Origin of the sequence: Cytobacillus gottheilii (genome assembly GCF_018582665.1) — a bacterium.
Classification (GTDB): Bacteria; Bacillota; Bacilli; order Bacillales; family Cytobacillaceae; genus Cytobacillus; species Cytobacillus gottheilii.
In genome coordinates this window covers 4,401,884-4,418,281 of sequence record NZ_CP071709.1, presented here as the reverse complement: position 1 = coordinate 4,418,281, position 16,398 = coordinate 4,401,884, and the positions used below count along the sequence as shown (strand labels likewise).

Genomic DNA, 16,398 nt, shown 5'->3' with positions numbered 1-16,398 from the left:
TTCTGATACCGATTTCATAAAGCTTTCCAGCGGTAAAATTCAAGTATAGAAACCGTTAAGAAAGAGGAGATCGGAATGAAAAACCAAAACGTAAATCGCTTTCTTATTATAATAGGCACAGTCATTGTTCAAATGGGACTTGGAACTATTTATACATGGAGTTTATTTAACCAGCCGCTAGTCGATAAATTTGGCTGGGATTTAAGTGCAACAGCCATTACGTTCTCGATCACAAGCTTTGCACTTGCGTTTGCTACCCTTTTCTCAGGAAAGCTGCAGGATAAGTGGGGACTTCGCCGCTTAGTTGCGGCTGCTGGGATTTTATTAGGTGCTGGACTGATCTTAAGCTCCCAAGTATCTTCTTTATGGACGCTTTACATTGTTGCAGGAGTTATTGTCGGTTTTGCTGACGGTACGGCATATATTACCTCATTAAGTAACTTGATTAAGTGGTTCCCGGAGAAAAAAGGATTAATCTCAGGAATTTCAGTAGGTGCATTCGGAACAGGCAGCTTAATTTTCAAATATGTCAACGCAAGCTTCATTTCTTCATTTGGTGTTTCAACAGCCTTCTTATTATGGGGACTCATCGTGTTAGTCATGGTCGTTGGCGGTTCTTTCTTATTAAAAGAAGCGAAGGTCTCTGGAGAGAGCACAGCACAAGCAGCATCAATTCAAAAAGATTATACAGTAAAAGAGATGCTTAAGACGAAACAGGCATACATGCTATTTATCATCTTCTTTACAGCTTGTATGAGCGGTTTATATTTAGTTGGTATTGTTAAGGACATTGGTGTGAGTCTAGCTGGTTTAGATGTAGCCACAGCTGCAAATGCAGTAGCATTAGTAGCAATCTTTAATACCACTGGCCGAATTATTTTAGGGGCTTTGTCAGACAAAGTTGGTCGAATGCAAGTTGTCTGTGGAACACTATTAGCCACAGCTATTGCGGTAGCAGTATTAAGTTTTGTGCCATTGAATTTCCCAATTTTCTTTGCCTGTGTAGCAGCTATCGCCTTCTGCTTCGGAGGAAATATTACCGTTTTTCCAGCCATCGTAGCCGATTTCTTTGGACTTAAAAATCAAGGTAAAAACTATGGTGTCATTTATCAGGGCTTTGGAATAGGTGCTTTAGCAGGATCAATTGTCGCAGCGATTCTTGGAGGCTTCCAGGCAACCTTTACGGTTATTGCCGTTCTATGTATTATTTCTCTCATCATTGCTATGACGATCAAACCTCCGCATGAAGCGGATCAGGTGAAAGAAAGTACAGGTAAGATGAAACGGATGCAGCCTGGAACAAGAGTTGGATAAGAAAATGAAAGGCATTATTGAAGGTATAGGTATACAGCAGAACATCCTATTGTTCATTTCAAAGGAACCCGGCAATTTCTAAAAGATTAAGGTATAAAGCAAAGAGATTGAGACATTAGGTTCAGCTCAAGAAACATCCGAACGATTAGCAGAGGTTAACAGCCTGACTAATTGTTCGGTTTTTTTGTGGCTTTTAAAAAATAAATATAAAATGATGTTATTAGACTCCTGAGTAAACAAATTTATTCACATCATCAAGCAATAAAGTTACAAAAACAGCATATTGAGATTAATTTTAGGATGATTGTTTTGTTGTTCAGCATGATTTTGAAACAATTTATCTAACTTATACGTATGCTAAAAGAAATTTAAAAATTAGGTGAGTACATATAGAACTGAGGTGATAGCATGCCAAGTATGGAAGAAGTTCAGCGGCAGCTTCAAGAACTGCATGTAAGTGATCATCGAAGGAAATTAATGAGAAAAGAGATTGAAGAGCTGCCCAATATTTTAAAGGATAATGAAAAGATTTTACGCTTAATGGGCGGCACTTATCAAACATTTACTGGGATGTTCATCGCAACCAATAGCCGCTTTCTTTTTATTGATAAAGGCTATAAAGGGAAATTAACACTGTATGAATTTAAGTATGATGAGCTTTTAGATATGAAATACAATCTAGGCTGGGTTTATGGAAAAATAGACATGCTGTATTTAGGAAAATGGATTAAATTAGAGATGTTAGAGAAAGAAGAAACAGAGTCTTTTTTCCATTTTATAAACGACCAGAGGGGTAGTTTTAGCTCATCAATTGATGACAGCACTGTGGCAGAAATAAAAATCGAAAAAGAGATGAATCCTCAATCTCATCGCAAATCCGGCCTTTTTTATGAAGTATCTGATCTTCAGATTGAAGAACGTCCAGAGGTAAAGGAGAAGGTAAGCAGATGGCTCGGTTTTAAACCTTTAGATCCCTCTCAGGAGCAATATATAAAGAAGCTGAAAAAACGTTATTTTTGGAGAGTTTTTTTAGCAGCTCTTATCTTAGCAGTTATAGTTATAAGCCTCATTGTACAAAGTTCCTTAATAGAAGTATGGAAGTTTGCAGTCTTCTTAAGTGTTCTTTGGATTGGCGGGGCATGGGTTCTGCAAAAAGAGCTGAATGAAGATATAAATAAAAAGAAAAGTACTTCTTCACTCGTAATCTATAAATATTGCATCAGATATTGGAATAGTTTCTTTGAATACCTTATTCCTAACAGTGGCTATAGAATAAAACCGAATGTCACTGGAATGTTTCTAAAGTATGGTTTTGAGAACCGCAGGAACATCAAAATAACCAGGTTCTTTCATTTTCCGAAGCTGCAAAAAGACCGTATTTATTATATCTCTTATAAAATGAAGAAGCATACTGAAACTACGAAAAGGATGGGGTTATATTTCGAGCTGACGCTGCCAAAAGAAACGAGGCAGAGTTTGAAATCCTTTTTGCTAGTCCCTAAAGGAAATAAACTTAAAAGTGAAAAGTATACATTACAGCAATCACTGGTAGCTCATAATCTTTATACAGAGAAGGCAATTCCTCAAGAACAACTTGATGAAATCATTTCCTTTCTTCAGCCGCTTATCAATCGAGACATTGGAGTTGCTGTGAAGTTCCATCATCATTTAGAAATCTATCTTGCTTATTTTCTGGAGACCAAGGAACAGCTAAAGTCAGAAGAACAAATACAGCAGATTATAGATGGTATTCACTTATGGTATGCATTTTATGAAAGAAGTATTATCTGGCGTTATGGACAGTTTCCTGCTGAATGGAAAGAAGGAGAAGAGCAGGCGCTGGAGTATTAAAAAATGATAACGTCCTTTTGGAGGAACTCTTCTTTCCTCTTAAATCCTTTTATTTCTGTTTAGGCAGGCGTACCGTAAAAGGAGTGTAAAAATGGTACAATGATGCCGATAAAGTTAATGTGCCATCGAGTGTGCTAATGATTCATAAATCAGAAATAGGATGTGAGAGGTTGTTTAATCGAGTTATACCTGCGATCCGCAATATGAAGGATTTTGAATATGCGTTAAAAAAAGACCATGAATATATCATTTTTTTAGAAACCCGTCTTTCTCAGGTAGAAAGTGTAGTCAAGTATGCAAAGAAGAACGGTAAAAAGGTGTTTATGCATGCGGATCTTATTCAGGGCCTGAAAATGGATGAATACGGGATTGAATATTTAATCAATAACGTGAAGGTGGATGGCATTATCTCTACCAGAGTAAACGTGATTACTTTGGCAAAAAAGCACAATATTATTGCCATTCAAAGGCTCTTTGCATTAGACAGTCATGTGCTTGAGAACAATGTGAAAGTATGCAGAAAAATCCAGCCTGATTTTATAGAAGTGCTGCCGGGCATTATTCCAGGCATCATGGAAGAAATTCATGAAAAAACAGGTATTCCGCTTATTGCTGGCGGTTTGATCCGCACGAAAGAGGATGTCGAGAAGTCTATAGAAAACGGCGCTATTGCTGTTACGACTTCAAATAGAGAACTTTGGTAAGATACGTAGAAGACCTTTTTGAAAAAGTTCTAAACCCTGCCCCGAAAATATTTTGTTGACACCGTTTTCATATAGTTATACACTGTATTTAAGTTAATAACTAGTGACCGTGATCAGGAGACACATTAAATGCTTTGGATATTTATTCAAGGGTATTTAGTGTGTCTTTTTTATGCTCTGAAAATGGTCATCGTTATTGGGGATGGAGTTTTAAAGAGAGATCAAAAGGGGGATTAATATGAAAAACATGAAAAAAACAGTCATCTTATTAGTGGTTTCATTCTTGCTGATTTTAGTTGGCAGCTTTTCAGCTTCTCAGTTTAATAGTTCGAGTGGGGATGTGGATGTATCACGGATTTACTTTGATACACCAAGAGGAGAGCTTTCTGGTCTCTTGTATAAACCAGAAGGAAGTGACGAACAGCCGCGACCAACGATTATTGCAACTCACGGTTATCTGAATTCTGCTGAGATGCAGGATGCACAGACAATTGAAATGTCTAAAAGAGGCTATGTCGTTTTAGCATTAGATCAATATGATCATGGACATTCAACAGGTACAATGGAAAAGCCAGTTCCGTTTTTCTCATTCTGGCCTCAAGCCATTTATGATGCCGTTCAATATATGTACGATCAGGACTTTGTTCTGAAAGATGAAAGCGGCAATGGAATCATTGCAGTTTCTGGGCATTCAATGGGCGGCTTCTCGTCAACTCATGCCGTTATGCTTGATGAAATGGATTTTCAGGAATCAGGTATCAGAAAAATCTTTAGTTCTCTAACAATGGGCTCTGATTATCAGTGGCTGAGATCACTGGAATACACAGATGAAATCATCAACAATTCATATGGTCCAAGAACATCTGGTAAAATTGCAGGTATCTATGATGAATTCTTCTTTGATGCTGACGCAGCAGCGGCTGGCGCACCTGTAGTGAAGAAAAATTACATCGGTACTGCAGAAGGGCAAGGATTTTTAGGCAATCCGGAAAATCCGGAGGCAGGCACTATATATGAAGTCAATGGCGGAAAAAGGGTTATTTATCAGCCAAATGAAACACACCCTTGGAATCATTTTTCAAAAACATCTACAGAATACGCAATTGATTTTTATGATATGACATTTGCTGATTACAGCAATATTGTAACAGTAGATGCGGATGGTCAGACATGGATGTATAAAGAGTGGTTCTCTTTCCTTGCACTGATTGGATTCTTCATGCTATTCATACCAGTTGTATCATTGCTGTCAAAACTGCCTTTCTTGAAAAACGTTTATACTGGCAGACCTGATCTGCTTCCAGAAGCAAAAACAAATGGATCAAAGCTTGCAGGTTTATTCTTAATTGTCATTGGGCTCCTGTTCCCTGCTTTATTCTTCTCTGCATTATATAGTGGAGATCTATACGGAATGAGGCTTTTGAGACAAGTGAGTATGGTCTTTATTGCTATTTCTGCCATTGCTCTAATCTTCTCAATGGTGAAAAAGTCAGAGCGTACAATCACAGTCGTTTCTTCTATTATGCTTGTTTTGAGTGTGGTTCAATATGTTATTTTAAGGAACCAAGATACTCTTATAGCTACAACAGAATTCTTTGGAGCACCAACGGTAAACCCAGTTCTTTATTGGGCTATTAATGTCGCGATTGTCACTTTAATGATTATGGTTGGCTATCACTATATTGCTAAAAAGCCTGAAGGTGCAACGATTAATAGCTATGGAATTAAGGTTTCTATTAAAACGATTCTTGCTGCCTTCGTAACAGCTATTGCAGCAATTGCGATCGGCTTTGGAATTCTATATCTTGTAGATGCTTTATTCAAGGTTGATTTCCGTCTGTGGACACTAGCTGTGAAAACGTTTGAAGATCAGCATCTGGTTGCTTTATTAAAATATGCTCCACTCTTCTTTATTTACTATTTCATCATTGGCTTATCTGTCAATATGAATACAGCTAGTGTAAAATATGATGGATTTAAAGGTTATCTCGTTTCCATCGTTCACTTTATAGGCGGTTTAGTTTTATATTTAGGCTATCAATATGGTTTACTATTTACGACAGGAACGGCAGGTTATACGGGAGAATCGTTATCCTCTATTATCGTCATTGGACTGGTTCCCGTTCTTCTGGTAGCTGCCATCTTCAATCGCTACTTTTATAGAAAAACGGGCAATGTATATGTAGGTGCTATTCTAAATACCGTGTTAATGACACTCATTACACTGGCAAATACTGCGCTGTATACAATTCTCTAATAGAATATAAATGTGAAGAGAGCAAGGAGCAAGGTGTTCCGGGCTCTCTTTTATTCACAATCTAACACGTTAAAGATTACGGCAAGGAATGATGGATGGAAGAGGAGGAATACGGATGGGAAAATATATATTAGCATTGGATCAAGGTACAACAAGCTCCCGTGCTATTCTTTTTAATAAAGAGGGTGAAATTGTTGGGACAGCTCAACAGGAGTTTGAACAATTTTTTCCGAAACCAGGCTGGGTAGAGCATGATGCAAATGAAATTTGGACTTCCATTCTTGCTTGTATTGCCTCTGTGCTGCGAAAGGCAGATGTGGAGCCTGGGGAAGTAGCAGGAATAGGCATTACAAACCAGCGAGAAACAACCGTTATTTGGGATAAGAACACCGGGAAACCAATACATCATGCGATTGTATGGCAGTCACGCCAAACGGAGGACATTTGCCAGGAACTGCGTGACAAAGGATATAATGAATTATTTAACAGTAAAACGGGTCTGCTTTTAGATCCCTATTTCTCTGGTACGAAAGTAAAATGGATTCTTGATCATGTAGAAGGTGCCAGAGAAAAGGCCAATAATGGTGAGCTTTTATTTGGTACTATTGATACTTGGCTGGTCTATAAGCTTTCAGGCGGCAAGGTGCATGTAACCGATTATTCAAACGCTTCCCGGACACTTATGTTTAATATTTATGACCTGCAATGGGATGATGAGCTGCTTGAGATTTTAGATATACCAAAAAGCATGCTGCCTGAAGTCCGTCAGTCTTCAGAGGTTTATGCACATACAGTAGACTATCATTTCTTTGGCTACAACGTACCTATTGCCGGTATTGCCGGCGATCAGCAAGCAGCATTGTTTGGCCAGGCATGTTTTGAGAAGGGCATGGCTAAAAATACGTATGGAACAGGCTGCTTTATGTTAATGAACACCGGCAGTGAAGGAGTTAAGTCCGAGCGTGGACTTCTTACGACGATTGCGTGGGGTGTTGACGGGAAAGTTGAATATGCGCTGGAAGGAAGTATATTTGTCGCTGGATCTGCCATTCAATGGCTGCGAGATGGAATGAGAATGATCGACAGTGCCAAGGCAAGTGAAGAGTATGCAACCAAAGTAGAATCAACTGAAGGCGTATATATGGTACCTGCCTTTGTAGGAATGGGTACCCCTTATTGGGACAGTGATGCTCGCGGAGCCGTATTTGGCCTGACACGCGGTACAACAAAGGAGCATTTTATCCGTGCGACATTGGAGTCTCTTGCCTACCAGACAAGAGATGTATTAGATGCAATGACAGCAGACTCTGGTATTGATTTAAAATCATTGCGCGTGGATGGCGGTGCTGTTCAGAATGACTTTTTAATGCAATTCCAAAGCGATATTTTAGGAGTTCCTGTTGACCGGCCTGTTGTGAATGAAACGACAGCGTTAGGCGCTGCTTTTCTTGCTGGCCTTGCAGTTGATTTCTGGTCCGAAAAGGAAGAAATCGCTCAGCAATGGAGAAAGGATCGCACCTTTACAGACAATATGGCTGAGGAAAAGCGTGAATTGCTCTATAATGGCTGGAAAAAAGCGGTCAAAGCAACACGTGAATATAAATAGATTTTTTACAATTGCTGTAACGTTAAACTTTAAAATTTATGCATCAAATGTTATACTAAAAATAAGTTAATACTATTTGGCTGGAGATCTCGAGAGACCACAATCACCCTTTTTTGGCAACGAAAAGCAGGGTCGGTTTGTGGTCTCTTTTTTTGTACCTTCAGAATCAGGAACGAAAACATTGTTTAATAGCTTGTAATGACATAGAAGAGAACATAAAACGAGAGGATTGACTTGTATGAAATTCACAAACTTAGTAAGGCAGGACGTTAAAGATCAAATGCAAAAAGAACCTTTGGATCTCCTTGTGATTGGAGGCGGAATCACCGGAGCGGGAATTGCACTGGATGCTGTTGCCCGGGGAATGAAAGCAGCTGTTGTAGAAATGCAGGACTTTGCTGCCGGCACATCAAGCAGATCGACGAAACTTGTCCATGGCGGATTGCGCTATTTAAAGCAGTTTGAAGTTGGAGTTGTGGCTGAAGTAGGAAAGGAAAGAGCGATTGTATATGAAAATGGCCCCCATGTCACAACGCCAGAGTGGATGCTGCTGCCTTTTTATAAAGGAGGAACTTTTGGTCCTTTTACAACCAATATCGGCTTAAGGGTGTACGATTTTCTAGCGGGAGTTAAGAAAAGCGAAAGAAGAAAAATGTTTACCCCAGATGAAGCGTTAAGACGTGAGCCATTATTGAAAAGAGAGGGAATGAATGGTGCAGGCTATTATGTAGAGTACAAGACGGATGATGCCCGCCTGACCCTCGAAGTGATGAAAAAGGCTGTTGAAAAAGGCGCATTGGCTCTCAATTATATGAAGGTCACTGATTTAGTATATGAAAATAGGAAAGTCGTTGGGATTAAAGCAGAGGATTTAACGGATGGATCTGTTCAGGAGATTCGGGCAAAGAAAATTGTGAATGCTGCAGGCCCATGGGTAGATACTCTAAGGGAGATTGACAAGTCAAGAAAAGGCAAATCACTGCAGCTGACAAAAGGTATTCACCTTGTCTTCGATCGCAGCCGTTTTCCATTAAAACAGGCAATATACTTCGATACACCTGATGGGCGCATGGTATTTGCCATTCCAAGAGAAGGCAAGACATATGTGGGCACGACAGATACTGTTTATAAGGGGGATATTGCTCATCCAAAAATGACAGTTGAAGATCGTGATTATGTATTAAAAGCGATTGATTTTATGTTTCCAGAAGTGAAGATTACAGCAGATGATGTGGAATCAAGCTGGGCGGGGCTTAGACCATTGATACATGAGGATGGAAAGTCGCCATCTGAAATTTCAAGAAAAGATGAAATTTTTGTTTCAGAATCAGGATTTATCTCCATAGCTGGAGGGAAATTGACAGGCTACCGTAAAATGGCGGAAAACATTGTTGATTTAGTGGCGGAGCAGCTCCACAAAGAGGAAGACAGAGAATTTCCTGCAACACAAACAAAGCATATGGCCATATCTGGCGGAGATGTAGGCGGTTCGAAAGGATTCATCACATTTGCACAGAGCAAGGTAGAAGAAGGCAAGACGCTAGGTCTGACAGAAGCTGAAGCGGAAAAATTAGTGCAGCGCTATGGATCAAATGTGGATCAAGTGTATTCTATTTATCAGGATGATGCCAACAAAGCAATAGCAGAAAATCTTGACCCAGTCGTTTATGCGTGTTTAACGTATGCTATAAATGATGAGCAGGTCTATAAGCCAGCAGACTTCTTTATTCGAAGAACCAGTGCCCTCTTCTTTGATATTGCCTGGGTTCAAGCACATAAGGATTCAGTCATCCAGTATATGAAAAAAATCTTTAACTGGAGCAACGAGCAGGAAGTGGAATATAAGCAAGAACTGGAACAGTTCATTTATGAAGCATCACATCCGATTGCTAAGGAAGAGTTTTAAGTGCAATTTTGAAGAGAAATTTTTTAAGTGTCCTAATCAATGGTTAATGGGCGAGGATCACAAATCTAATAAAAATTCCTCTAAGATCTAACTTAGAGGAGTTTTTATATATATATTGATTCCAAAGGAGAGTTCAGCAGCTCCATTTTAGTTCATACTCTATCAGCATGATAGCGTCCGATAGGCACTACATTTGGCGATCCTGAAACCGGATCTTCAATCACAGTTGAGTTAAGACCAAAGATGTCTTTAATCAAGGTGCTTGTGATTACGTCCGATGGTTTCCCCTCCGCTGCCAGCTTTCCACTGTGCATCGCAAAGATATAGTCAGCATAACGGGCCGATAAATTAATATCGTGCAGAACCATAACAATGGTTGTTCCGCGTTTACGATTTAGATCTGTCAGCAGATCAAGAATTTCAACCTGATACGTAATATCTAAGAAGGTGGTTGGTTCATCTAGAAATAAAATATCTGTTTGCTGTGCTAAGGCCATGGCAATCCATACACGCTGTCTTTGACCGCCGGAAAGTTCATCAATATTGCGATTGGCAAGCTCGGTGATATTCATAATATCCATGGCATCTGCGACCGCTTCATAATCTTTTTTTGTCCAGCCGCTAAATAAGGATTGGTGAGGAAACCTGCCTCTGCCAACCAAATCGGCCACTGATATCCCCTCAGGCACAATTGGAGATTGCGGCAGAAGTCCAACAATTCTTGCTAATTCTTTAGCGGGAATCTTACTGATCGGTTTGTCATCAAGCGTGATGCTGCCGGAAGTGGGCTTGATTAGCCGAGCCAATGTTTTTAGAAGCGTCGATTTCCCGCAGGCGTTTGCGCCAATAATAACACTTATTTTGTTGCTGGGAATGGTTAAGCTTACTTCATGTAAAATCTTCTTATTTTCATAGCCAGCTTCGATTTTTTCTGCTTTAAACACATGCGGTGATATCATCATAAGTCTCCCTTTCGATTCATTCGGATGAGCAAGAAGATCAGATATGGCGCTCCGAGTATTCCTGTTATGATTCCTACTGGGAATCTGACTTCAAATGCGAATTGACCGATCAGATCTGCTGCCAAGACGAGATTTGCACCTACAAGGCCTGCAGGGATGATGCTGGAAAAACCAATTCCGACAATTCTTTTCGCAATTGGTCCGGCCAGAAATGAAACAAAGGCAATAGGACCAGTCGTTGCAGTAGCAAGTGCAATCATGCAGACCGAGCTGACAATTAATAATATTCTTGCAAGGTCTGTTCTTACGCCTAAAGTAGTTGCAGCTTGTTCACCAAGCTCTAATATACTTAAATGTTTCCCCAATAAAAGAACAATAGGCGTACAAATCAGTACGGCGATTACAAGAGGAGGAAGTTCATCCATTTGTGATCCATTAAGACTGCCGCTCAGCCATCTGATGGCAGCCGGGATGTCCTGCTGATCACCTTTTAAAAGAACATATGAAATAAAAGCGTCCAGCATTGCCTGGATTCCAATCCCCACTAAAATAAGACGGCCGATGGAAAACGTTCTTCCTTTAGATAATAAGTAAATGAGTATAACGGTTATAAGTGCAGCAATCACAGAGACAATGGAAACAACCGTATTACTGGTATGAAGTATAACAATGCAAAAGACTGCTGCCGCACTTGAACCAGATGTAATTCCGATAACATTAGGATTTGCAAGTGGGTTGCGCAGCATTGTTTGAAAGATGTATCCTGCTATACCGAAAGCAAAGCCGGCAAAAAGACCCGCCAGCATCCGTGGCAGACGGATGGTATTAACTGCAAATGTTACCCCTTTAATTTGTTCGCCTGAAAGAGTGCGAATGACGTCGTTTACTGGGTAGATCGTGTTTCCCAGTAAAAGCATGGCACAGCAAAGGACGATTGCAAGAATAAAGAGGAGGCTAGTGACCAATATCCAGCGGCGGCGTCTAAGACGTCTGCCTTGTTTGATGATTTCAATAGAATTATTTTTCATAGTGAACGCACTTTCGCTTTCATTGCTATAATAATCAGGATTGGAGCGCCAATAAAGGCAGTTACAACTCCAACTTCCAGTTCTCCAGGACTGCCGATAAGCCTGCCTGCCACGTCAGAAATGGTTAATATAATGGCTCCTGAAAGGGCAGCCATTGGAATAACGAAACGAAGATCAGGGCCAATCATCAGACGAATTACATGCGTAGCCAGTAAACCAACAAAGCCAATTGGACCTGCGAGTGCAGTTGCTGCACCACATAAAAGTACCCCGGCAAAAGCGGCAATAATTCTGAGCGTTCCTGTACGCACGCCTAATCCGGTTGCTACATCATCACCTAGCGCCAAGGCATTTAAGGCTGAAGCTGCCAGGGTTCCAATGACAAGGCCAGTAATGAGAAATGGCAAAAAGAGAGAAATGGACTCCCAGTTCCCGGAGCCAACACTGCCTACTTGCCAAAATCTAAATTGATCCATCACGTAAGAGCGTGGAATCATAATAGCACTGACAAGGGATGAAAGTGCTGCACTTGTCGCGGCACCAGCCAAAACAAGTTTAAGAGGCGTGGCACCCCCACGCCCCATAGAGCCAATACCATATACAAATACAGCTGTAACCATCGCCCCAGCTATTGCCAGCCACATATATTCACCCGCAGTACTAATGTTAAAGAATGCGAGTCCGCAAATAACGAAAAGGGATGCGCCTGTGTTGACTCCTAGAATGCTTGGATCTGCAATGGGGTTACGTGTAACAGCCTGCATAAGCGCTCCGGAAACACCAAGTGCTGCACCGCAAAATAAACTAAAAATGGTCCGGCTTATTCTCTGACGAACGACGCTGGCCCCATAGGAGTCAACGTCGTTGTGAAATAAGCCAGCCATCAGTTCATTCCAGCTCACAGTACGAGAGCCAAGCGCCAAAGAGGCGACTATACATACACCAAGCAGGATCAAACAAGCAGTCAATACGATTATGAAGTTTTTTGGTAAATACGCATTTTTCTGCTTTATAGTTTGATCTGTTAAACTACTCATTTATCTTTTCAATAGCTCCTCCGATTAACTCTAAATATTCATCAATCGTATAGTCAATTGCAAGCGGATTTGGGTTGCCGGCTGCTCCTAATGGAGAGGTACCATTAATGAATACTACAGAACCTCTTTCAATGGCAGGAATCTTTCCTAATAGAGGATCAGCTTTTACTGCTTCATATAAACTATCATCTCCATAGCCAACAATTAAATCAGCATCATGAAGTAAATCAGCATTCTCAGCGCTTAAACTTAAAGAGTAACTAGATGGATCTGTAATCTCGTTTGTAACACTTTCAGGATACTCCATTCCCAGTTCCATTAAGAATTCTCCACGCGGATCTGCAGGTGTGTAAAGGTGAAGTTTTGACATATCATCAGCTGAGAAGTTTACCCACACAACCTTTTTACCTTCCATTTCAGGATGTTCAGCAGCTTTTTCCTTAATTAAGTTTTCCGTATCTGCAATCAGCTGTTCTCCTTCTTCCTTCATGCCCATACCTGTCGCACTAAGAAGAACTTGCTCACGCCATGTAGTAGCCCAAGGTCCTGTTTGATAAGCAACCACTGGAGCAATTTGACTTAATAAATCATAGTCTTCCTGAGTGATGCCTGAGTATGCTGCTAAAATGACATCTGGATCTGAATCAGAAATGGCTTCAAAATCAAGACCATCTGTATCTTGGAAAACATTCGGGTTTTCTTCCCCAAGTTCTTCAAGCTTTTCTGCTGTCCAAGGCAATAAACCACTGTCATCCTGAACACCAAAGTTTGCAGCTGAAAAACCGACAGGAACAACACCAAGAGCTAGAGCAACATCATGGTTTGCCCATTGAACAGTAGCAACACGTTCAGGTTTGCTTTCAATAACCGTTTCACCAAAAGCATGCTCAATCGTAATCGGATACTCGGAGTTTTCATCTTCGGTAGCATTTGTCTCTTCGGACGAGTCTGAGTTACTCTCATTCTCATTTGAAGCTGTATCAGAATCCTGGCCAGAACATGCAGCAAGCAGGAATAGGGTCATAGCAAAAATAATGAAGGTAATAAATCTTTTGTTCGCTTTCATTCTTTTTCTCATCCTTTTCGTCATTAAGTTAGTAGTACTTGAAATGCCTGCAATCATTTTAAACCTTTGTATTAATGGATTACTTTCTTCATTTATTTGAAAGCGGTTATAAATCTATGTAAACATGCTTAGCTATCAGGAAAATGAAGTGTATTGCAAAACTCTTGAAAAATATTTGGTAATGAGATTCGTTTTCAATGATAATCGTTATCAGTTAATGTGTCAATCCTAATTTTCATAGAATGCAGTTTTTTCAGAAAGAAATAAACACTACCCTATCAAAATTAAAGAAAATCCACTCAAATAGCAATTCAGATTGGGATTTGTAACAAAATGTTCATAAGATAAGCCCTGTAGTTATAGTTATATTATTTTCTAAAAGTGTAAGTGAAAGAAGCAAATCAGATCTTGAAGATATCTATTTCCCGGCAAAATGATTTCATCTTGCAGATCTGATATGATTATGATGTTAAGCAACACCATAAACTATTGATAGGATGACAAGATGAAAAAAGATGTCACTTTAACTGTTAAGAGTAAATTTGTGAGTAAATTTAAAGGCGGCTATCCGCTGATCTCAAAAGAGTCTGTTCTAAATCTGCATGATGGTATAGAAGAAGGTACCATCCTTAAGCTCGTAGATGAAAAGAACAGATTTATTGCAAGAGGCTATTATGGCAAGCAAAACAAAGGATATGGCTGGGTTTTGACTAGAAATGAGAATGAGCTAATTGACCAGTCCTTTTTTATAAAGCAACTAAAGAAGGCCATTGAGAGCCGGAAGTCATTTTTCAATAACCAGGAAACCACTGCCTTCAGAGTAGTAAACGGGGAGGGTGATGGATTAGGCGGATTAACGATTGAGTATTTTGATGGCTACTATCTAATCCATTGGTACAGCAAAGGAATTTACAGCTTTCGGGAATCTATTATCGGGGCATTGCAGGAATTGGTACAGTACAAAGCAATCTATCAAAAGAAACGATTTGCTGAAAGCGGCAAATATATTGAGGAAGATGATTTTGTTACGGGAGAAAGAGGCACATTCCCGATTATCGTTAAAGAAAATGGAGTTCATTTTGCCGTTTATCTTAATGAAAGTGCAATGGTTGGGGTCTTTTTAGATCAAAGGGAAGTTAGAAAAAGAATCCGTGACGCATATGCAGCAGGAAAGACTGTTTTAAATACTTTTTCCTATACAGGTGCCTTTTCCGTTTTTGCAGCTTTAGGAGATGCTCAAAAAACAACAAGTGTTGATTTAGCTAATAGAAGCTTAAGTAAAACAATTGAACAGTTTAGCATCAATGAAGTTGATTACGAAGCGCAGGATATTATTGTAGAAGATGTATTCCGCTACTTTAAATATGCGGTGAAAAAGCAGCTGAAATTTGATATGGTCATTCTCGATCCTCCTAGCTTTGCAAGATCGAAAAAGATGGTATTCAGTGCCGAAAAAGACTACAAAAATCTTTTAAAAGAAGCAATTTCCATTACAGAAGAGGGCGGGATCATTGTAGCATCAACGAATGCCAGCTCTTTTAATATGGATAAATTTAAAGGGTTTATTGATCAGGCTTATAGAGAATCAAATAAGAAGTATCAGCTTTTGGAGGAATATTCACTGCCTGAGGATTTTAAAACCATTAAGTCATTTCCTGAGGGAGATTACCTGAAGGTTGTGTTTATTAAAAACGCAAAGTAAGGGAGGGAGGAATCCCTTCCCCGCTTTAATTATTTTTTTCCACCGCATGGCCCCCAAATTCATTTCGCAGTGCGGCAACAACTTTACCTGTGAATGTATCGGTCTCCTGTGAGCGATAGCGCATAAGCAGCGACAGCGCAATGACTGGTGTGGCAGCTTGCAAATCCAAGGCTGTTTCAACTGTCCATTTTCCTTCACCAGACGAGTTCATAATGCCTTTAATTTCATCGAGTTCAGCGTCCTTGGAAAAGGCCTGCTGCGTTAATTCCATTAGCCAGGAACGGATGACGGATCCATGATTCCACACCTTTGCCACCTGTTCATAATCATAGTCAAATTGGCTTTTCTCCAATACTTCAAAACCTTCTCCAATTGCAGCCATCATGCCGTACTCTATGCCGTTGTGCACCATTTTTAAGAAATGGCCGCTTCCTGCTTCACCTGCATAAAGGTACCCATTATCTACTGCTGTATCCTTAAATATTGGCTCTATGATTTCCCAGGCTTCCCTGTCTCCGCCGATCATATAGCAAGCTCCATTTCTGGCACCGTCTATACCGCCTGAAGTCCCTACATCAACAAAATGGATGCCTTGTTCTTTTAGCAAGCTGTATCGGTTTAAGGATTCTTTGTAATGAGAATTTCCAGCATCAATGACAATATCTCCTTCATCTAAATAAGACAAAAGCTCATGGATAACAGTATCTACAACAGGGTGCGGCACCATCAGCCAGAGAATGCGTGGTTTAGTTAAAGCTTGAACAAGTTCTTTCAGGCTTTCGGTCCCGGTGGCACCATATTGACCAAGTTCTTCAACAGCCATGCTGTTAAGGTCAAAAGCAACGACATCATGATTATGATCTATTAAATTTTTACCCAAATGCAAACCCATCTTCCCTAAGCCTATTAATCCCACTTTCATATACCATATCCTCCTTAATGATTCCCGTCACTAATGCTTATTC

General features: G+C 40.0%; 12 protein-coding genes. 7 read left to right on the top strand and 5 right to left on the bottom strand.

Annotated elements, in window-relative coordinates; all coding sequences use genetic code 11:
- Positions 1–75 precede the first annotated feature (75 nt).
- From J1899_RS21725 to J1899_RS21700, 6 genes are all read left to right on the top strand, one after another.
- The gene (locus tag J1899_RS21725; RefSeq protein WP_066442049.1) at positions 76–1,314 is read left to right on the top strand and encodes an L-lactate MFS transporter; all 1,239 of its coding nucleotides are present in this window, start codon (positions 76–78) and stop codon (positions 1,312–1,314) included.
- Positions 1,315–1,722: 408 nt separating this feature from the next.
- The gene (locus J1899_RS21720; protein ID WP_214476688.1) at positions 1,723–3,165 is read left to right on the top strand and encodes a PH domain-containing protein; all 1,443 of its coding nucleotides are present in this window, start codon (positions 1,723–1,725) and stop codon (positions 3,163–3,165) included.
- Positions 3,166–3,335: 170 nt separating this feature from the next.
- Entirely contained in the window at positions 3,336–3,869 is a 534-nt protein-coding gene (locus J1899_RS21715; protein ID WP_425514990.1) for a glycerol-3-phosphate responsive antiterminator, read from the top strand.
- 238 nt (positions 3,870–4,107) lie between these two features.
- Positions 4,108–6,126 (top strand): alpha/beta fold hydrolase, encoded by a 2,019-nt coding sequence (locus J1899_RS21710; RefSeq protein ID WP_214476684.1) that lies wholly within the window; start codon positions 4,108–4,110, stop codon positions 6,124–6,126.
- Positions 6,127–6,241: 115 nt separating this feature from the next.
- Positions 6,242–7,732, top strand: coding sequence for a glycerol kinase GlpK (gene glpK / locus J1899_RS21705; protein WP_214476681.1), 1,491 nt, complete (start codon positions 6,242–6,244; stop codon positions 7,730–7,732).
- 238 nt (positions 7,733–7,970) lie between these two features.
- Positions 7,971–9,638 (top strand): glycerol-3-phosphate dehydrogenase/oxidase, encoded by a 1,668-nt coding sequence (locus tag J1899_RS21700; RefSeq protein WP_214476679.1) that lies wholly within the window; start codon positions 7,971–7,973, stop codon positions 9,636–9,638.
- 152 nt (positions 9,639–9,790) lie between these two features.
- Here the strand turns inward: J1899_RS21700 and J1899_RS21695 are convergent, their stop codons facing one another.
- The 4 genes from J1899_RS21695 to J1899_RS21680 are packed head-to-tail and all read right to left on the bottom strand — an operon-like array spanning position 9,791 to position 13,731.
- On the bottom strand, positions 9,791–10,597 hold the full coding sequence (locus J1899_RS21695) for an ABC transporter ATP-binding protein (protein ID WP_066442064.1): 807 nt from the start codon (positions 10,595–10,597) through the stop codon (positions 9,791–9,793).
- Complete coding sequence (locus tag J1899_RS21690; protein WP_214476677.1) at positions 10,597–11,628, bottom strand: FecCD family ABC transporter permease; 1,032 nt, start codon at positions 11,626–11,628, stop codon at positions 10,597–10,599. The genes J1899_RS21695 and J1899_RS21690 overlap by 1 nt, the downstream gene beginning before the upstream one ends.
- The gene (locus tag J1899_RS21685) at positions 11,625–12,665 is read right to left on the bottom strand and encodes a FecCD family ABC transporter permease (RefSeq protein WP_066442066.1); all 1,041 of its coding nucleotides are present in this window, start codon (positions 12,663–12,665) and stop codon (positions 11,625–11,627) included. The genes J1899_RS21690 and J1899_RS21685 overlap by 4 nt, the downstream gene beginning before the upstream one ends.
- Positions 12,658–13,731, bottom strand: coding sequence for an iron-siderophore ABC transporter substrate-binding protein (locus J1899_RS21680; protein WP_214476675.1), 1,074 nt, complete (start codon positions 13,729–13,731; stop codon positions 12,658–12,660). Before J1899_RS21680 ends, J1899_RS21685 begins: the two co-directional genes overlap by 8 nt.
- Before the next feature lie 505 nt (positions 13,732–14,236).
- Here J1899_RS21680 and J1899_RS21675 point away from each other — a divergent pair.
- Complete coding sequence (locus tag J1899_RS21675; RefSeq protein WP_214476673.1) at positions 14,237–15,433, top strand: class I SAM-dependent rRNA methyltransferase; 1,197 nt, start codon at positions 14,237–14,239, stop codon at positions 15,431–15,433.
- A 25-nt stretch (positions 15,434–15,458) separates the two neighbouring features.
- Here the strand turns inward: J1899_RS21675 and gnd are convergent, their stop codons facing one another.
- A complete protein-coding gene (gnd, locus tag J1899_RS21670; RefSeq protein WP_214476671.1) occupies positions 15,459–16,355 on the bottom strand; it encodes a phosphogluconate dehydrogenase (NAD(+)-dependent, decarboxylating) in 897 nt (298 codons plus the stop codon).
- Between the last annotated feature and the right edge of the window lie 43 nt (positions 16,356–16,398).

What these genes read in the sequence shown, in the direction of transcription:
- J1899_RS21685 (WP_066442066.1), bottom strand. Translation starts at nt 12,665, where the DNA reads ATGAGTAGTTTAACAGATCAAACTATAAAGCAGAAAAATGCGTATTTA.
- J1899_RS21720 (WP_214476688.1), top strand. Translation starts at nt 1,723, where the DNA reads ATGCCAAGTATGGAAGAAGTTCAGCGGCAGCTTCAAGAACTGCATGTA.
- J1899_RS21675 (WP_214476673.1), top strand. Translation starts at nt 14,237, where the DNA reads ATGAAAAAAGATGTCACTTTAACTGTTAAGAGTAAATTTGTGAGTAAA.
- J1899_RS21710 (WP_214476684.1), top strand. Translation starts at nt 4,108, where the DNA reads ATGAAAAACATGAAAAAAACAGTCATCTTATTAGTGGTTTCATTCTTG.
- J1899_RS21690 (WP_214476677.1), bottom strand. Translation starts at nt 11,628, where the DNA reads ATGAAAAATAATTCTATTGAAATCATCAAACAAGGCAGACGTCTTAGA.
- J1899_RS21695 (WP_066442064.1), bottom strand. Translation starts at nt 10,597, where the DNA reads ATGATATCACCGCATGTGTTTAAAGCAGAAAAAATCGAAGCTGGCTAT.
- J1899_RS21700 (WP_214476679.1), top strand. Translation starts at nt 7,971, where the DNA reads ATGAAATTCACAAACTTAGTAAGGCAGGACGTTAAAGATCAAATGCAA.
- gnd (WP_214476671.1), bottom strand. Translation starts at nt 16,355, where the DNA reads ATGAAAGTGGGATTAATAGGCTTAGGGAAGATGGGTTTGCATTTGGGT.
- J1899_RS21680 (WP_214476675.1), bottom strand. Translation starts at nt 13,731, where the DNA reads ATGAAAGCGAACAAAAGATTTATTACCTTCATTATTTTTGCTATGACC.
- glpK (WP_214476681.1), top strand. Translation starts at nt 6,242, where the DNA reads ATGGGAAAATATATATTAGCATTGGATCAAGGTACAACAAGCTCCCGT.
- J1899_RS21725 (WP_066442049.1), top strand. Translation starts at nt 76, where the DNA reads ATGAAAAACCAAAACGTAAATCGCTTTCTTATTATAATAGGCACAGTC.